Annotated in this window: 2 pseudogenes; both read right to left on the bottom strand. The window is 27.5% G+C overall.

What is annotated here, in order from left to right:
- Window positions 1-39: 39 nt before the first annotated feature.
- Window positions 40-341 (bottom strand): annotated as a pseudogene (locus tag CCY16_RS06825) (hypothetical protein); the annotation flags it as partial.
- Window positions 342-345: 4 nt separating this feature from the next.
- A pseudogene (locus CCY16_RS05810) lies at window positions 346-560 on the bottom strand (hypothetical protein); the annotation flags it as partial.

Here is a 560-nt window from a genome sequence, read left to right as displayed (position 1 = left end):
TTTGAAATCGACAAAGAGAAATGAATGTTCGAAAGCTCAATCAATAAAATCATTGATTTCTTGATTGCCAACTTTGAAAATGCTTTCAAGATATTTTTTCTTCATCATCCCATACTTAAAATGGTGGCAGACCATCTCATCATTATCTTGTTTTTCTATATAGATAAATCTTTGCTGCTTAGTCCTAATATTTTATGCTTGATAAAGTCTTCATTACTAATATACTGTTGACAAGTATATTCTTTACAGATTTCTATAGTTTCTATAATATCCTCACAACTGCAATATGTACTAGCATTGAAGAACAACAGAGTGAAAATAAAAAACAGCTTTATTTTCATTATTTCATCTACTTAGTATAGTATACCAGTCAAAGACTATGTTAGCTCTTACTGTTTCTATCATATTACCATTTAAAATCTGACCCATAGTTGCAGTATCAATATTTCTCCTTTGTTCAAAATAAGAGATTTGATCATAACACAACCAGGCAGACTTGGAACGGATTAAATAAAAAATAAAAAAAAAAAATAAAAAAAGTAAAAATAAAAAAAATATGC

Source organism: Wolbachia endosymbiont of Wuchereria bancrofti (genome assembly GCF_002204235.2).
Taxonomy (GTDB): Bacteria; Pseudomonadota; Alphaproteobacteria; order Rickettsiales; family Anaplasmataceae; genus Wolbachia.
The sequence above is the reverse complement of the archived record's forward strand: the minus strand, read 5'-3'. Positions and strand labels throughout refer to the sequence as shown.